This is a genomic window from Streptomyces sp. BRA346 (assembly GCF_052851135.1).
Genome location: NZ_JAIWIH010000002.1, coordinates 57,651 through 74,131, shown reverse-complemented (window position 1 = coordinate 74,131; position 16,481 = coordinate 57,651). Strand labels below are relative to the sequence as shown.

Below are 16,481 nucleotides of genomic sequence, written 5' to 3'. Positions count from 1 at the left end.
CACCCGAAGATCGTTACTGATCGCAGGGCACCGCCACCCCCATGGCCGGGGCACTCGCCACCGCCACCCCGGCATCCGGCGCGGCCCCGTCCCGCGCCCTGGGCGGCCGGACCCTCCCGCTCACCGACGGAGAGCGGTTCGATCTGACCGTGGACGACATGTCGATGGCCGCACTCGGGGCCTACGCCCGCATGTTCCGTGGCCGGCGCCCCGGGCCGACCGGGGTCCCACGCTGCTGGTCCGCGCCACGGAGCCGGTGCCCGAGATGCGGACCCACGGCGGGCGGGAGGCACACGGCGGAGCGTGGCGTGCGTCCTGGCCGGAGCCGTACGACACCGTGGACGTGCCCGGCGACCACTGGAGCATGGCCGAGACGCACGCGCGGACGACTGCCGGGGCCATCCGCGTGTGGCTCGCCGCGCTCGGTGCCAACCCCCGCGCGGGGGACCGGGATCAGACCACCGGGGCCGGGTAGGTCGGGTACTCCACCCCGGACACGTGCTGGACGACGCGGATGACCTGGCAGGAGTAGCCGAACTCGTTGTCGTACCAGAGGTAGAGGATCGCGTTGTCGCCCTCGACCTTGGTGGCACCGGCGTCGATGATCGAGGAGTGGCGCGAGCCGATGAAGTCGCTCGACACCGCGTCGGGGGCGCTGATGAAGTCGATCTGGCGCTTGAGCGGCGAGGTCAGCGACACATCGCGGAGGTGGTCGAGCACCTCCTCGCGGGTGGTCTCGCGCGCGAGCTGGAGGTTGAGGATCGCGATCGAGACGTTCGGCACCGGGACCCGGATCGAGCTGCCGGTGATCTTCGCCTTGAGGTCGGGCAGCGCCTTGGCGACGGCGGAGGCGGCACCGGTCTCGGTGATGACCATGTTGAGCGGCGCGGACCGGCCGCGGCGCTCGGACTTGTGGTAATTGTCCAGCAGGTTCTGGTCGTTGGTGAACGAGTGGACGGTCTCCACGTGGCCGCGCAGCACGCCGTACTCGTCCTCCATCGCCTTCAGCGGCGGGACGATGGCGTTGGTGGTGCAGGACGCGCAGGACAGGATCTGCTCGTCCGGCTTGAGCATGTCGTGGTTGACGCCATGGACGATGTTGGGCACGTCGCCCTTGCCCGGCGCGGTCAGGACGACCTTGTCGATGCCGGGGCGCAGGTGCTTCGACAGGCCCTCGCGGTCGCGCCACTTGCCGGTGTTGTCGATGAGGATGGCGTTCTTGATGCCGTGCGCCGTGTAGTCGACCGACGTCGGGTCGTCGGCGTAGATCACCTTGATCTCGTTGCCGTTGGCGACGATCGTGCCGTTCGCCTCGTCGACGGTGATCGTGCCCTGGAACTGGCCGTGGATGGAGTCGCGGCGCAGCAGCGAGGCGCGCTTCACGAGGTCGTCGGCGGCGCGGCCGCCGCCTCCGCGGACGACGATGGCGCGCAGCCGCAGGCCGTTGCCGGAACCGGCCTTCTCGATGAGCAGCCGGGCCACGAGCCGCCCGATGCGGCCGAACCCGTAGAGGACGACGTCCCGCCCCTCGCGGCGCTCGATCTTGTTGGCGCCCGTGGCACCGGCCACGGCCTCGGCGGTGAACTCGGCCACCGACAGACCGCGGTCGTCGCTCTTGTAGGTGGCGGCGAGCATGCCGATGTCGATCTGGGACGGCCCGAGGTCGAGCGTGGCCAGAGCCTGGAGGAACGGCAGCGTCTCGGTGACCGACAGTTCGTCGCCGGCGATCTGCCGGGCGAAGCGGTGGGTCTTGAGGATGCTGACCACCGACTTGTTCACCAGGGAGCGGCTGTGCAGCAGGACGTTGACGTCCCGCTCACGGTGCAGCTTCCCGATGATCGGGATCATCGACTCCGCGATCTCCTCACGGGTGTTCCAGTTGGTGAACGAGTCCTCGTTGACAGTCACAAGTTCATCTTTCGAGCTAGGCGGTGCTCATATGGTAACCCGCCTGCACCTTTGATCAGCCACGAGGTGCCGCCGGGCCCGCGGCGACACCTCGCGACGCGCCCCAGGAGATGCCTAGCCGTGCTCGGTCGGCATGCCCGCACACGCCCGACAGGGACAGTGCGGACAGCCCACGGAGTGCAGGAAGCGCGGCGGACCCGCCGTGGACCCGCAGATCAGGCAGGTCAGCTCGCCGTCGTCGGCGACCACCTCCTCGTACGCCACCGGGACCATCCGGTCGTCCGCGCCGATCCGCTTGTGCGGCGAGCCGACGGCGAGGATCACGTGGTCGGTGATCGCGCCGACCGCGTGCGGGACGCCACCTTCGATCAGGAGGGTCTGCCCGGCGTGGGTCTCGTAGATGCGTCCGCCGTAGGTCATGGTGCCGATACCGGCCACGATGGTCAGGATGTGGTGGCCGGGGTGGGTGTGCGGGACGAACCCGGCGCCCGCGGGCAGCCGGATCAGGTCGGCGCCGATGTCCCCGTTGGTCACCAGTTCGCGCCCGCTGGCCGACGAGGTGCCGTGCACCGGCACCGGCAGCGCGGCGTGTTCCACATGCAGCCCGGTGCGCTCGGGGCTCAGCGTCTTCTTCGCCCAGGTGGCGATCTCCAGCGCGGGCTCGGTGTCCTGGTTCCGCATGTCACTCCCTCGGTTGTGAATCCCATACGACGCCGCCCAGGTCATGGCGGCCGGATCGCAGCACGGAGAAGCCCACCGTGGCGGGGTGGCCGGGGCGTGGCCGTCGCGCCCAGGCCCAGCGGTCGAGACGGGCGGTCCCGGGGTCGTCCGCGAGACACCGCCACAGGTAGTCGAGCGCCCAGGGCATGCCGTCAGGGGTGGCGGCAAGGGCGTGGGGAAGCAGTCGCAGCCCGCCGTCCTCGGACTCCCACCATGCGCCGAACTGGGGCGTATCGGGCGCAACGCCTTCTGTGGCGCAGATCTCGGCGGCGAGTGCGGCATGTTCCGAAAGGGGCCACTGGGACCGCAGATACGCACGCCACCGCGCCTTCTCGGCTTCCGGCAGGGGTGTCCCGGTCCCGTGCGCGCGCACGTGTTCGCGCAGGAAGTCGAAGGCGGCGAAGACGGGCTCCTCGCCGGTGGGGACCGGCTCGTCCGCGGCGTACGGCGCGATCGCGCGCAGCGCGTGGCCCAGATCACCCGAGGGCTGATCCCGCGCGGGAGCGGCGGTGCCGAGCAGGCTGCGGGCGGTGACGGCGGCGTAGCGCAGCAGCCGTTCGTAGCGGACGGTGGAGATCCGCCGTACGGCCAGGGTGCGGCCCATCGCGGTGCGCTGCGGTTTGCCGGTGGCGGTGGCGAGGAAGCCGCCCCACCGGACGGCGGCGGGGCGCACGGCGGCGCGCTCGCACACGGTGCGCACCGCGTCGAGGGTGTCACCGGGAGGGCCGTCGGCGACGAGGCCGACGTCGTGGCCGAGCGTGGCTTCGGCGACCGGCACGGCGGCGAACCGGCCGCGCAGCCCCGCGTCGTGCCAGGTGCGCTCCACGTCCAGCGGATAGTGCTTCTCGCCGCCGCGGTCGATGCGCTCCTTGGCGCGGCCCCTGAGGACGAGCAGTCCGTCGCGCAGCTCTCCGAGGTCGCCGGTGCGCAGCCACCCGTCGGGGGTGAGGGCCTGGGCGGTGGCGGCCGGGTCGCACCAGTAGCCGTCCATCATGTCCGGTGTTCTGATCCACACCTCGCCGGATGCGATCCGCACCTCCGTGTCGGGGAGCGGGATCCCGACCGGCGGGAAGCGGTCGAGGTACTGCGCTGCGAAGTCCTCGCCGGCCAGCTCGGGCATGGTGAAACTGAAGTTGACCGCTTCGGTGAGCCCGTACCCCTGGCGGAGCCTGGGCCCGTAGCGCTGGTGGAAGCGCCGGGCGAGGTCACCGGTGAGCGGGGCGGCCGCGGTGATCAGATAGTCCAGGCCGTCCGGCCAGGCGGGTCCGGCCTCCACCAGTTCCGACAGCAGGGCGGGGACGATCGAGCCGGTGCGGGCGCCGCCCGCCGCCAGGTCGCGCAGATAGCGCTCGGGGTCGAAGGCGGTGTGCAGGACCAGCGGGGTGTGCGTGATGTGGGCGCCGATGAGCGACATCACGAGCGCGTTGCAGTGGTACAGCGGCAGACAGGTGCCGTGCGGGCGATCGGGTGCGAAGCGGTGCAGCCGCGCCGTCTTGGTGGCGTTGCCGAGGACGGCGCGGCGGCTGAGCATCACGCCCTTGGGGGTGCCGGTGGACCCGGAGGTGAACATGAGGAACGCCAGCTCCGCCGCCCCCGGATCGGGCTCGGCGGGCGCCCCGGGGAGGATCCGCAGCCCGATCGGATGGGTGCGGTCGGCGGGTGTGTCGATGACGGCCGAGGCGTCCACCCGCCGTACGGCGGCGGCCAGTTCCGCGTCGGAGGTGCGCGGGTGTTGCGGTACGGCGACGAGCCGCCGGTCGAAGCAGGTGAGCAGGGCCCCGGCGAGCGGTTCGCCGTGCGGGAGCCGGATGACGACGCGGGCACCCGCCGGAAGGGCGTCCAGGCCGAGCAGCTCCGCCCGGTAGCGTTGCGCCAGTTCCACCGTGTCCAGCGGGGCGCGGTGCGCCACGGATGTCATGGGTTCTCCGTCCCTCGGGCGGTGCGGTCGTGGCGGCGCAGTTCCTGGTCGAGGATCCGGCCGAAGCCGCCGATGTGCTGGTGCTGCATGATCCGCTCGTGGTCGCTGTCCACGTCGTGGAGGGTGAGTGCGCCGGTGACGAGGGGGCGCCACGCCTTCTCCACCGCCGGGCGGTTTCCGGCCGCGGCCACGTGGACGGCGTCGCCGTCGAGGACGGGCGGCCGGTAGGCGCGCAGGAGCCGGGCGTTGTTCTTCGCCACCGCGACGATGCGGTCGATGTCGTCCTCGGTGAGGGTGGCGAGCGCGCTGCCCTCGGTGCGGAGCAGGGCGGTGACGGTGTCGAAGTCCAGCCCACCGGGCGGGAATTGGCGCTCGTCGTGTCCGGCGGCGGTCACCAGGATGCGGTGGACGCGCTCCTCGTCGATGTGCTGTGCTTCGCCGTCGCCGTCGCGCGGCAGGGCGTCGACGACGCACACCAGCCCCGGTGCGACGCCCAGCTCCCGCAGCCGTACGGCCATGGCGTGGGCGACGAGTCCGCCGAAGGACCAGCCGACCAGGTGGTACGGGCCGTGCGGGCGTACCGACCGCAGCTCGTCCACGTACCGCTCGGCCATCTCCTCGACGCTGGACGGCAGTTCGCGGATGCCACCGGGGCCCTCGCCCCGCAGGGCGTAGAGCGGATGGGCGCGGTCGACGTGGTGCAGCAGCCCGGCGTACAGCCAGCCGATGCCACTCAGCGGGTGCACACAGAACACCGGCGCCGCCTCGCCGGTGGCGCGGTACGCGATGAGGTGGCCCCGGGCGGTCGGGGTGCCGTCGTCGAGGCGGGCGGCGAGGGTGGCCGGGGTGGCCGCTTCGAACAGGTCGCGGATGGTGGGCCGCAGGCCGAGTACGTCACGGATGCGGGTGGCGAGCCGGGTGGCGCTCAGCGAGTGGCCGCCCAGGGCGAAGAAGCTGTCCGTGGCGCCGACCCGGTCCACACCGAGCACCTCGGCGAACAACCGGCACAGCGTCTCCTCCCGCAGCGTGCCCGGCGCCCGGCTGCCGGTGTCGCTCCCCCAGTCCGGCTCGGGCAGTGCGCGCCGGTCCACCTTGCCGTTGCGGGTGAGCGGGAGGCGGTCGAGGGTGTGGAGGCGGGCCGGGAGCATATAGCCGGGCAGCCGCGCGGCCAAGTGGTCGCGCACGGAGTCGAGGTCTGCACCTGAGGCACCGGAGGCACCGGAGCCTCCGGATGCGGGGACGACGTAGCCGACCAGTCGGCGGTCGTCCGGGCCCACGTCCCACACCGCCGCGGCGGCGGCCCCGACCTGGGGGTGGCTGGTCAACGCCGCCTCGATCTCGCCGAGTTCGACGCGGTGGCCGCGCAGCTTGATCTGGTCGTCGTCGCGGCCGTGGAAGCGCAGCGTGCCGTCGGCCCGCCACGAGGCCAGGTCGCCGGTGCGGTACATGAGGGCGCCGGGCGGGCCGAAGGGGTCGGCGACGAAGCGCTGCGCGGTGAGCGACGGACGGTGCAGATAGCCGTGGGCGACGCCCGCGCCCGCGAGATACAGGTCACCGATGGCGCCGGGCGGTACGGGTCGCAGCCGGGGGCCCAGGACGTACGCGCGGGTGTTGGCGACGGGGCGGCCCAGGGGGACGGCGGGCTCCTGGGGTCCGGTGACGGGGTGGCAGGCGGACCAGACGGTGGTCTCGGTGGGGCCGTAGTACGAGAACAGTCGGCAGCCGAGGCCGGTGAGGGTTTCGGCGAGCGGGCCGGGGACGGCCTCGCCGCCGATGACCGCCCGCATGCCGCGCAGTACGCCCGGCCGCCGGTCGGCCAGGGTCTGCCAGCGCGAGGGGGTGGCCTGCATGACCGTGACGCGGTGCCGGGCCAGGAGGGCGAGCAGGGCGTCCGGGTCGCGGAGCGCCGCGGTGTCGGCGACCACCGTGGCGGCGCCGGTGACGGGACCGAGGAACAGTTCGGGCACCGACATGTCGAAGTTGGCGGGCGCGGCGGCCAGGACGCGGTCGCCCTCGTGGACACCGAGGCGCTCGCGCAGGGCGGCCAGCAGGTTGACCAGCGCGGGCCGCGGGACGACGACGGCCTTGGGGTGGCCGGTGGAGCCGGAGGTGTGGATCGCGTACGCGGCGTCGTCGGGCAGCCGTGCCGGGTCGGGCGAGGCGGCGAGTGTCCACGGCTCGCCGCCGGTGTCCGGCGCCCGCAGGACCAGGGCGGGGCGGGCGTCGGCGAGCAGGGCGGCGATCCGGTCGGGCGGCAGGTCGGGGTCGAACGGCAGATACGCGGCACCGGTCGACAGCACGGCCAGGCACGCTGTGATGAGGCCGGTGTCGCGCGGCAGGCCGACGGCGACCAGTCGGCCCGGGCCCGCGCCGCGCTCCCGTAGCGTCCGGGCCAACTCCGCTACGCGCTCGGCAAGTTGCCGGAAGTCCAGCGTCTCCGTGGCCCCGATCACGGCGGGCGCGTGCGGCGTACGGCGGGCCCGGTCCGTGAACATTTCCACCACGCCCGGCCCGGCCACCTCGGTTGCGGTGTCGTTCCAGGTGGTGACGGTCCGTCGCTCCTCGTCCTCCGTGAGCAGGGGCAGGTCCGCGACGGCCCGGCCGGGGTCGGCCACGGCGGCGCGGAGCAGCCGGGCCAGCCGCTCGTTCAGCGCGTCCACCGTGGGCCGGGTGAACAGGTCGGCGTTGTACTCCAGCACCCCGGACACGCCCGCGGGCGCGCCGGTCGCGTCGTACTCCTGCTGGAGGCTCCACAGCAGGTCCAGGCGGGCCCGGTCGCCGTGCACCGCCACCTGCCGGGCGGTGATCCCCGGCAGTTCGAGGTCGGCGCGGCCGGTGTCCTGGAAGGCCAGCATCACCTGGAAGACGGGGTGGTGCGCGGTGGAGCGCGGCGGGTTGAGGAGCTTCACCAGTTGCTCGAACGGAAGCTCCTGGTGCTCGAAGGCGTCCAGGTCGGCCGTGCGCACCCGGCGCAGCAACTCGGCGAAGGAGGGGGTGCCCGACAGGTCGGTGCGCAGCACCAGCGTGTTGACGAAGCAGCCGATGGTGTCGTGCAGCGCCGCGTCGTGGCGGCCCCCGACCGCCGTGCCTATGGGTATGTCCTCGCCCGCGCCGAGCCCGGACAGCAGGGCGGCGAGCGCGGCGTGCAGCACCATGAACACGCTCGCCTCGTGTTCGCGGGCGAGGGCGGTGAGTCCTCGGTGCAGTGAGGCGTCCAGGGCCAGCTCGACGGTGCCGCCGCGGTGCGAGGTGGTCGGCGGGCGCGGGTGGTCGGCGGGCAGGGGCAGCACCTGCGGGATACCGCTCAGGGCGCGCGTCCAGTACGCGGTGGCGGCGTCGGTGGGCAGCTCCCGCTGCCAGAGGGCGAAGTCCGCGTACTGCGCGGGCAGCGGCTCCCACCGGGGGGCGTCACCCGCGGTCCTGGCCCGGTAGGCGGCCGACAGGTCGCGGGTGAGCGGGGTCAGCGACCAGCCGTCGGCCGCGATGTGGTGGGGCAGCAGGAGCAGGACGTGGCGGTCTGGGCCCAGCACGTACAGCGTCGCCCGCAGGGGCAGTTCCGTGGCCAGGTCGAAGGGGCGGGCGGCGTCGGCGGCGAGCCGTTCGGCCAGATCCTCCTCCTTCACCTCGACGGTCTCGAAGGGCGGTTCGACGGGGGTGATGACGCGCTGCCAGGGCTCGCCGTCGTGGACCTCCACCACGGTGCGCAGGATCTCGTGGCGCGTCAGGACGTCCCTGAGCGCGGCGCGCAGCGCGCCGGTGTCCAGCGGGCCGTCGAGCGTGAAGGCGAAGGGCATGTGGTACGTGGGCCCGGCGTCCTCGAAGTGGTGGAGGAACCACAGGCGGCGCTGGGCGAACGACAGCGGGACACGGGCCGGGCGCAGTCCGGGGCGCAGCGGCGGGCGCTGCGCCGGACGGCCGGCCGGGGTCCGGCGGGGCTCGTCGCGCTGCGCGGTGACGCGCGGGGCGAGAGCGGCCACGGTGGGCGCGTCGAACAGCGTGCGGATGGCGAGGTCGATGCCGAGGCCCGCACGGATCTTGTTGATCAGCTGGGTGGCGAGCAGCGAGTGTCCGCCGAGGTCGAAGAAGCCGTCCTCCACGCCGACGTCGGGCACGCCGAGCGTTTCGGCGAAGGCGCGGCACAGGAACCGTTCCAGCTCGGTGGCGGGCGCCCGTCCCACACCCCCGGTCCGCAGGGGTGCGGGCAGGGCGCGCCGGTCGAGCTTGCCGTTGCGGGTGAGCGGCAGCCGGGCGATCGGCACGACGAAGCCGGGCACCATGTATCCGGGCAGGTGGTCGGCGGCGAACCGGCGCAGCGCGGCGGGGTCGAGGTGGGTGTCCTCGGTCGCGGGGACGGTGTACGCCACGAGCTGGGCGCCACCGTCCGCGCCCCCGTCCCTCGCGATGACCGCGGCCTGGACGACGTCTGGGTGGCGCTCCAGGACGGCCTCGATCTCGCCGGGTTCGATCCGGAAACCGCGCACCTTCACCTGCTGGTCGGTGCGGCCCAGGTACTCCAGCGTGCCGTCCTGCCACCGGCGCGCCAGGTCTCCCGAGCGGTACATCCGGGCGCCGGGCGGGCCGAAGGGGTCGGCCACGAAACGGGTCGCGGTCAGGGCCTGCCGTCCCAGGTAGCCGCGGGTCACGCCGGGGCCGGAGAGGTAGATCTCGCCGGGGCAGCCGGGCGGCACGGGCCGCAGCGCGTGGTCGAGCAGGTGCAGCCGCAGGTCGGCGAGCGGTTCGCCGATGGCGCTGCGGGTGTCGGCCGGGTCGGTCAGTTCGGCGTACGTGGAGTGCACGGTGGTCTCGGTGATGCCGTACATGTTCACCAGCCGGGGGCGGCCGTGGGTGGCGGGGCCCTCGGGATACCAGTGGCGGATCCGGCGCGGGTCCAGCGCCTCCCCGGCGAAGACCACGACGCGCAGCGCGTGCCGGGGCGGGCCGTCGGCCTCCCGCGCCATGTCGGCTTCCGCCTGGGCGAGTTGGTAGAAGGCCGATGGTGTCTGGCACAGCGCGGTGACCCCCTCCCGTACGAGCAGCTGCCACATCTCGCGCGGCGACCGGCTGACCGTGTGCGGGACGACGACGAGCCGCCCGCCGCGGCCGAGTGCCGCCCACAGCTCCCACACGGACACGTCGAAGGCGTACGAGTGGAACAGGGCGTGCACATCGTCCGGGCCGAAGCCGAACCGTTCGTCGGTGGTGTCCAGCAGCCGTACGACGTTGTCGTGCGTGACCACGACGCCCTTGGGGGTGCCAGTCGAGCCGGAGGTGTGGATGACGTAGGCGGTGGTGTGCGGATCGGTGCAGCGGCCGAGGTCACCGGCCGGTCCTGTGGCCAGGGCGGCGGCCGTCTCCGGGTCGTCCAGCAGCAGCCGGTCCCGGCCGGGCGGCAGCAGGGCCGCGGTGTCGGACGTCGCCACGGCCAGTGGCGGGTCGGTTTCGTCGAGCACGTGGCGGACGCGCTCGGGCGGGGTGGCCGGGTCCAGCGGTACGTAGCCCGCACCGGACTTGAGCACGGCGAGGACGGCGGTCACCAGGTCGGCACCGCGTGGCAGGGCGAGGGCGACGAGTCGGCCCGGGCCCGCGCCGCGGGCCACGAGCAGCCGTGCGAGGCGGTTGGCCCGTTCGTTCAACTCGCCGTAGCCGAGGGTGCGTTCGCCGTCGGTCAGCGCGGGGGCGTCGGGGCGGAGCGCGGCCTGCGCCTCGAACAGCGCGGGCAGGGTGGCGCCCGGTGTCCGTGCGTCGACCGGGGCCCGGGGTGTCCGCTCGTCCGGCAGCAGGAGGCCGATGTCGGCGAGCCGGGCGCCGGGCGCGGCGGCGATACGGCCGAGCAGCGCGCCGAGCCGGTCGAGCAGGCGCCGGGCGGCGTCCGCGTCGAGGACCCCGGTGTGGTGGTCGAGCCGCAGGCCCAGGCGCGTGCCGTCGCCGGGGATGACGATGAGCGACAGGGGGTAGTGCGTACCGTCCATCACCCGCAGCCCGGTGACCTCGATGCCGGGCGCGACGTCCCGCAGGGCATCGGCGTCGATCGGGTAGTTCTCGAACACGACCAGGGTGTCGAACAGTTCGCCGTGACCGGCCAGGCGCTGGAGCCGGGTGAGATCGGCGTACTGGTGCTCGACGACGGCGAGCTGCTGGTCGCGCAGCGCGCGCAGCGTCTCCTCGACGGTGCGGGAAGGGTCGAGGCGGACCCGGACCGGGATGGTGTTGATCAGCAGGCCGACCATGTCCTCCACACCGGGCAGCTCGGGCGGGCGGCCGGAGACCGTGGCTCCGAAGACCACGTCGTCACGGCCGGTGTGGGCGCCCAGCAGCATCGCCCAGCCGAGCCGTACGAGGGTGTTGACGGTCAGCCCGTGCGCACGGGCCGCCCGCCGCAGTGCGTCCGTCACCTCGGCGTCCAGCGCGGCGTCGGCCTGGCCGTGGCGGTCGGCGGTGTCCCGGCCGCGCTCGCCACCGACCAGGGTGGGGCCGTCCAGCCCGGACAGGACACCGCGCCACGCGGCCTCGTCGGCCTCGGCGTCGCGCGTGGCGAGCCAGTCCAGGTAGGCGCGGTACGGCGTGGCGGGCGGGGGCGTATCCCCCGCGTAGAGGGTGAAGAGCTCCCGGACCGCTATCGGCCAGGACCAGCCGTCCAGCAGGATGTGGTGGGCCGTCAGGACGAAGACGTGGCGCCGCCCGGCGGCCCGCAGGAGAGTGGCGCGCAGCGCGGGTGGCCGGGCGAGGTCGAACCGCACCCGCCGGTCCCGGTCGAGGAAGGCGGCCTCTTCCTCGGGGGACGCCACCCGCTCCTCCCGCCATGGAACGTCGATGTGGTCCGGCACCGTCTGCACGGGCCTGCCGACGGCGTCCGGACGGAACCCGGCGGCCAGATTCGGATGCCTGCGCACCAGCGTGCGCAGCGCCTCGCGCAACGCCGTGGCGTCGAGGTCGCCCGTCAGCTCGAAGACGAACTGCACGAGATACGGGTCGGCGCCGCCGTCTTCGCCGTGGTCGTACTGGGAGTGGAACAGCAGCCCATGGGCGAGGGGCGCCAGCGGCAACGCCTCGCCCTCGCGGTCTGCCTCGCCCTCGCGATCCGCCGCGGCCACCGCGGGTGCCGCGGGTCGCTCGTCCGCACCGGCGGCCAGCGCCGCGAGGTGGTCGAACCAGCGCCCGGCCAGGTCCGCCATGTGCGCGTCGTCCAGCAGGCGACCGGCCCAGGACCACATGGCGGTGAGCCGGGGGCCTTCGGGGTGGTCGACGACGACGGAGTCGAGTTCGACGGCGTGCGCCAACGGCAGCTTTGGCGACGCGCCGGACGCGAGGACGCTGCCGTCCGGGCTCCAGTCCCGCTCGCCGTCCGCCTCGAAGCGGCCGAGGTAGTTGAAGGCGATCCGGGGCGGTGCGGGTGCGGCCAGCCGGGTGGCGGTGTCCGGGTTGAGGTGGCGCAGCAGGCCGTAGCCGAGGCCATGGGCCGGTACGTCGCGCAGCGCCGCGCGGACCCGGGCCACGGCCACGTCCCACGGCGTGTCCCCGTCCCCCGCGTCGAGCAGCACCGGGTGGATGACGGTGAACCAGCCCACCGTACGCGACAGTTCGAGACCGGCGGCGAACTCCTCCCGGCCGTGGCCCTCCAGGTCCAGCCCGACGCCCGTCTCCCCCGCGCCCCGCCAGTCCGCGACGGCCCGGACGAACGCGGTCAGCAGCAGGTCGTTCAGCGAGGCGCCGAACGCGGCGGTGGCCCGCTCCGCCAAGGCCGCGGTCAGCGCGGCCGGAAGGGTGCGGGTGTGGTGGCGGCGGGTGGCCTCGGTGTCCCGCGCCGGGTCCGGCCGCGGCTCCGCCTGGAGGTGGCCGACCGCGTTGGCGACCTGGGTCCAGTACGGGAGTTCGGCCAGGACCGACGCGTCCCGGGCGTGCGCCGCCAGCGCCCTGCTCCACCTCCCGAAGCCCGTGCCGACCGGCGGCGGTGCCGGGGTCCGGCCGTCGGCCAGGGCGCGCCAGCCGTCGCGCAGGTCGTCGAGCAGGATCCGCCACGACACCCCGTCGACGGCGAGGTGGTGCACCGTGAGGACGAGCGTGCCGGGCCGATCGTCCCCGGCGTCGAACCACTCCGCGTGCACGACGCGCCCCTCCGCGGGGTCCAGCCGCTCTCCGGCCCGCGCGGCGTGCTCCCGTACGGCGGCCTCCAGCGCCTGCCCGTCCAGACCGGACGCGTCCTGCCGGACCAGCGCGATCCGGCCATGGGGTTCGGTCCGCAGCGCCCAGGAGGACTCCCGCGCCACCAGCCGGAGGCGCAGCATCTCGTGCCGGTCGAGCAGCGCTTCGAGGAGGGTGCGCAGCCTCGGCTCGTCCAGTGCGGCGGGGGTGCGCAGCGCCATCGACTGCGCGAACCCGGCGACGGGCCCGCCGCGTTCGCGCAGCCAGTGCATCACGGGCGTCGGCTCCACCGCCGGGTCGTCGTCGGTGCCGGTGTCGCTCGGTGCGGGGACGTGGGGGCCCGTGGGCAGCGGGGACCGGTCGGCCAGGCTCGCGGCCAGCGCGGCGACCGTCGGGTGGCGGAAGACGTCCTGCGAGGTGAGCGGGAGGCCCGCCCGCCGGGCCCGGCTGACCAGGTGGATCGCCAGGATGCTGTCGCCGCCCAGGGTGAAGAAGCCGGTGTCCGGCGGGATGTGCTGCTCGCCCAGCACGTCGCGGAACAGCGCGGTGAGCGTCTCCTCGGCGGGCGTGCGGTGCGCCCGGTCCGCGCCGGGACCGTCGGTGCCGTCGGTGCCGTCGGTGCCGTCGCGTCGCGGGGTGGGCGGCGCGGGCAGCGCGGCGCGGTCGAGCTTGCCGTTACGGGTGAGGGGCAGCCGTTCGACGGGGACGATCGCCGACGGCACCATGAACGCCGGAAGGTGCTCGGCGGCGTGGCGCTTCAGCGCCTCCGCGTCGCCTTCCTCTGCTTCCGGCCGCGCGGTGACGACGTACGACACGAGCCTGCGCTCACCGGGCCGGTCCTCGCGGAGCACGGTGGCGGCCCGGGTCACGGCGGGGTGGCGGCACAGCGCGGCGTCGACCTCGCCGGGTTCGATCCGGTAGCCGCGCAGTTTGACCTGGCTGTCGGCGCGGCCCGCGAAGTCCAGTGTGCCGTCCGGGTTCCAGCGGGCGAGGTCCCCGGTGCGGTACATCCGGGCGCCGGGCGGGCCGAACGGGCAGGCCACGAACCGCTCCGCGGTCCGGCGCGGCGCGCCGAGGTAGCCGCGGGCGAGCCCGGTGCCGGACAGGTAGACCTCGCCGGTGACACCGGGCGGGACGGGGCGCAGCGCGTCGTCGAGGAGGTGGACCCTCGTGCCGTCGAGCGGGGTGCCGATGGGGATCGAGGCGATGTGTCCGGGAAGGTGGTCCACCGGGTGCCGGGTGGCGAAGACGGTGGTCTCGGTGGGTCCGTAGCCGTTGACGACGGCGGGGGCACGGGGCGCGGAGCGGACGCGTCGTACGGCCTCGGGCGCGACCACGTCGCCGCCGGTCCACACCTGGCGGACACCGGTGAGGCAGTCGGGGTCCTCCTCGGCGAGCGCCGCGAACAGGCCCGCCGTCAGCCACAGTCCGGTGACGCGGTGGGTGGCGATGACGTCGCGCAGGACGCCGAGGTCCGTCCGGCCCGGCGGGGCGACGACGATCTCGCCGCCGGTGAGCAGCGGCACCCACAGTTCCAGGTTGAGCGCGTCGAAGGCGTGCGGGGAGTGCAGCAGCACCCGCTCGGCGCCGCCCTCGTCCCACCAGCGGTCGGCGGCGAGCCGTACGAGATTGGCGTGGGTGATGGCGACGCCCTTGGGGGTGCCGGTCGAGCCCGAGGTGTACATCACGCACGCGAGGTGCTCCGGGTGCACGGTCACCGGAGGGTCATGCGGCGCGGCGGACGGCTCGTCGCCGAGGGCGCCGAGGACGTGGACATGGTGTCCCCGGTCGCGGAACCAGGTGGCGATGTCGTCGTCCCGGGTCGTGGCGTCGGTGATCAGGAACCGCGCTCCGGCTCCGTCGGCGATCGCGGCCAGGCGGCTCGGGGCGTCCGCGCGGTGCAGCGGCAGATACGCGGCGCCCGCCTTGACCACGCCCAGCACGGCGACGACGAGCTCGGGCGAGCGCTCGGCCAGGAGGCCCACCGGTGTCCCGGCGGTGACGCCCGCCGCGGTCAGCCGGGCCGCGAGGGCGGTGGCGCGGGCGTCGAGCTGCCGGTAGGTGAGCCGCTCGCCGGTGGCGGCCGAGCGCACGGCGAACGCCTCGGGCGTGGCGGCGACATGGGCCTCGAACCGGGCGAGCGCGGTGCGCGCCGGGCCGGTGTGCCGCTGCGGCCGCCCGCTGCCCGCCGCCCCGATCCGGTCGCGCTCGGCGGCCGAGGTGACGGCGTAACGCGCCACGGGGGTCAGGCCCGGGCGGGTGGCTGCCTGGCGCAGCACGCGCAGGAAGCGGTCACTGGCGTCGCGCAGCAGCTCCGGGGAGTGGTTGGCGGGGTTGGCGTCGGCGTCGATCGTGAGCGGGCCGTCGCCGCGGTCGTACGCCACCAGGGACAGGTCCTCCGAGGGCGGCGCCTGGAGGTTGTGCACGGTGGCGGTGGCGGGCCCGAAGCGCAGACCGTAGGCGAAACGCTGGATGTTGAGCACGGGCCCGAAGAAGCGCCGCCCGTCCTGGGGGTAGTGCAGGTCGCGGCGCAGCTGTTCGCCCCGGTAGCGCTGGTGCCGCTGGACGAGGGCGATCGCCTCGTCGGCCCGGGCCGCCAGGTCCGTGAAGGGGGCGGCGGGGTCGACGTGCAGGCGCAGCGGCAGCACGTTGGCCGACATGCCGGGCACCCTGCGGCTCTGCTCGCTGACCCGTCCGGTGACCGGCAGGCTCAGGACGACGTCCCGGCTGCCGGTCATCGCGTGGACGAAGACGGCGGTCGCCGCGATGACGAGCCGTGACCAGCGCTGCCCCATCTCCTGTGCGGCCGCCCGCAATTGGGCGAACTCCGCCTCCGGCAGGGTGTTGGTCAGCCGCAGCGAGGCGGCCGGGACCGGGGCCGGGCGCGGGGCCAGGCTCAGGAATGAGGGATGGCCTTCCATGTGGCCGAGCCACCACTGCCGGTCGGTCTCCCACTGGGGTGAGCCGGGGTAGACGCGCTCCTCGTCGAGGACGGCGCGCAGCGGGCTCCAGCCGTTTCCGGGTATCGGGCCGCCGTCGAGCAGGCTGCCGTAGAGATCCGCGACGCGGCGCGAGAAGAGCGTCATGCCGAAGCCGTCGAGGGCGATGTGGTGCACCCGGGTGAACAGCAGATGCCGCTGGTCGCCGATCCGCAGGACGGCGCCGTCGAACAGCTCGCCCTCGGCCAGGTCGACGGGCCGGGACAGCTCCTTGCGCATCCAGGCGAGGGCCGTCGCGTACGGGTCGGGCTCGTGGCGCAGGTCGCGCACCGGGAAGGCGACGGAGCGCGGGCGCACCACGCGCTGGACCGGCCGTCCGTCCGGCGTCTCGGCGAAGCGGACGTGGAGGGCTTCGGTCTCGCGCACGGCCTGCCGGACGGCGGCCACGAGGACACCGGTGTCGAGGGTGCCGGTGATGTCGGTGTACTCGCCCCAGAGGTACGGCGAGGACAGGTCGGGCCGGGACCGCTCGGCCAGCCACACGCCTGACTGCGCCTCGGAAAGGGGGATTTCGGTGCCGGTTTCGTCCAGGGCCATGAGGTTCCCGCCCGGTCGCCGTGTGACGACCTCAACGTAGAAGTGGCTTCACAGGGCGATTTGCATCAGTCGTCGGGCTGTTCGGGCACGGGCCGCTCGGCGGTGATCCGATCTTGTCCGGTCGCCGGAAGACTAACAGGCGAGTAAAAGCATCGCAAAGGGATGGCAATGGAGAGGATCATCACTCCGGGCCGCCGCATCACGGCGACACACGGCAGATCGCCGCAGTTCACAACCCTGGAGTAGCAACTCGGCCACGA

General features: G+C 74.1%; 5 protein-coding genes. 1 reads left to right on the top strand and 4 read right to left on the bottom strand.

Features of this window, described 5'->3' with window-relative positions; all coding sequences use genetic code 11:
• The first annotated feature begins 256 nt into the window (after positions 1-256).
• Positions 257-475 (top strand): hypothetical protein, encoded by a 219-nt coding sequence (locus LCH29_RS02055; protein ID WP_446459932.1) that lies wholly within the window; start codon positions 257-259, stop codon positions 473-475.
• On the opposite strand, the gene LCH29_RS02050 is transcribed toward LCH29_RS02055, so the two are convergent.
• The 4 genes from LCH29_RS02050 to LCH29_RS02035 all read right to left on the bottom strand — a co-directional run bounded on the left by LCH29_RS02050 (position 454) and on the right by LCH29_RS02035 (position 16,221).
• The gene (locus LCH29_RS02050) at positions 454-1,908 is read right to left on the bottom strand and encodes a glyceraldehyde-3-phosphate dehydrogenase (protein ID WP_446459931.1); all 1,455 of its coding nucleotides are present in this window, start codon (positions 1,906-1,908) and stop codon (positions 454-456) included. The two genes, LCH29_RS02055 and LCH29_RS02050, sit on opposite strands and share 22 nt — an antisense overlap.
• A gap of 114 nt (positions 1,909-2,022) precedes the next feature.
• A complete protein-coding gene (locus LCH29_RS02045) occupies positions 2,023-2,589 on the bottom strand; it encodes a cupin domain-containing protein (RefSeq protein WP_446459930.1) in 567 nt (188 codons plus the stop codon).
• Position 2,590: 1 nt separating this feature from the next.
• On the bottom strand, positions 2,591-4,546 hold the full coding sequence (locus tag LCH29_RS02040) for a class I adenylate-forming enzyme family protein (protein ID WP_446459929.1): 1,956 nt from the start codon (positions 4,544-4,546) through the stop codon (positions 2,591-2,593).
• Positions 4,543-16,221, bottom strand: coding sequence for an amino acid adenylation domain-containing protein (locus LCH29_RS02035; RefSeq protein WP_446459928.1), 11,679 nt, complete (start codon positions 16,219-16,221; stop codon positions 4,543-4,545). Before LCH29_RS02035 ends, LCH29_RS02040 begins: the two co-directional genes overlap by 4 nt.
• Between the last annotated feature and the right edge of the window lie 260 nt (positions 16,222-16,481).